Annotated in this window: 1 protein-coding gene and 1 pseudogene; one reads left to right on the forward strand and one right to left on the reverse strand. The window is 60.1% G+C overall.

Going from position 1 to position 596, the window contains the following annotated elements:
* Nucleotides 1-127 (forward strand): annotated as a pseudogene (locus ABD481_RS46795) (competence protein ComA); the annotation flags it as partial.
* A 20-nt stretch (nucleotides 128-147) separates the two neighbouring features.
* Here ABD481_RS46795 and ABD481_RS46800 read toward each other — a convergent pair.
* Nucleotides 148-596, reverse strand: a 449-nt coding sequence (locus tag ABD481_RS46800; protein ID WP_344672360.1) for an EAL domain-containing protein, incomplete at its 5' end; no start/stop codon positions are given.

A 596-nucleotide genomic window follows, 5' to 3' on the forward strand; every position in this document is an offset into this window, starting at 1 on the left:
CTGGAATTTTCGCGGCCAGACTGAAACCAAACGGATGTGCTTTGCCGGCGACTGTGAGACCGTGGTGGCGAAAGCGGTACGATATGCCCTGGCGGCGCTGAGCGAAAAGCTTGCCCACTGGCAGTGACGATGCCCGGGGGCGCGGCCTTACAGGTCCATTGCCTGGCGCGCTACCGGCCAGCAAATCTCCCCGATGCCGTTAAGGCAGGGTCGGGAAAAGAGAAAGCCCTGAAACAGGCGTATGCCCACCGACTGCAGCCAGCACCACTCCTCCAGGGTTTCGACACCTCCAGCCACCACCGTAATGCCAAGATCCTCGCAGCAGCGGACGACCGAGGGGACAATCGCCTGTTTGGTGCCGCTAATATGGATATCGCGCACCAGTTCCGCATCCACTTTGATTTTATCAGGCTGAAAACGGGTCAGTAACGACAGGCCGGAATAACCTGCGCCAAAGTCGTCGATGGCCAGCTTCATGCCCGCGACGCGCAGGGCTTTGAGCACCTTGCGGAACTGGTCAAAGCAGGTGATCACCTCTGTCTCGGTCACCTCGATCAGTACCTGATCCGGTCTGAGGCCGGCCGCCAGCAGGCTGT

It is taken from the genome of Catenulispora yoronensis (genome assembly GCF_039531695.1).
Taxonomy (GTDB): domain Bacteria; phylum Actinomycetota; class Actinomycetes; order Streptomycetales; family Catenulisporaceae; genus Catenulispora; species Catenulispora yoronensis.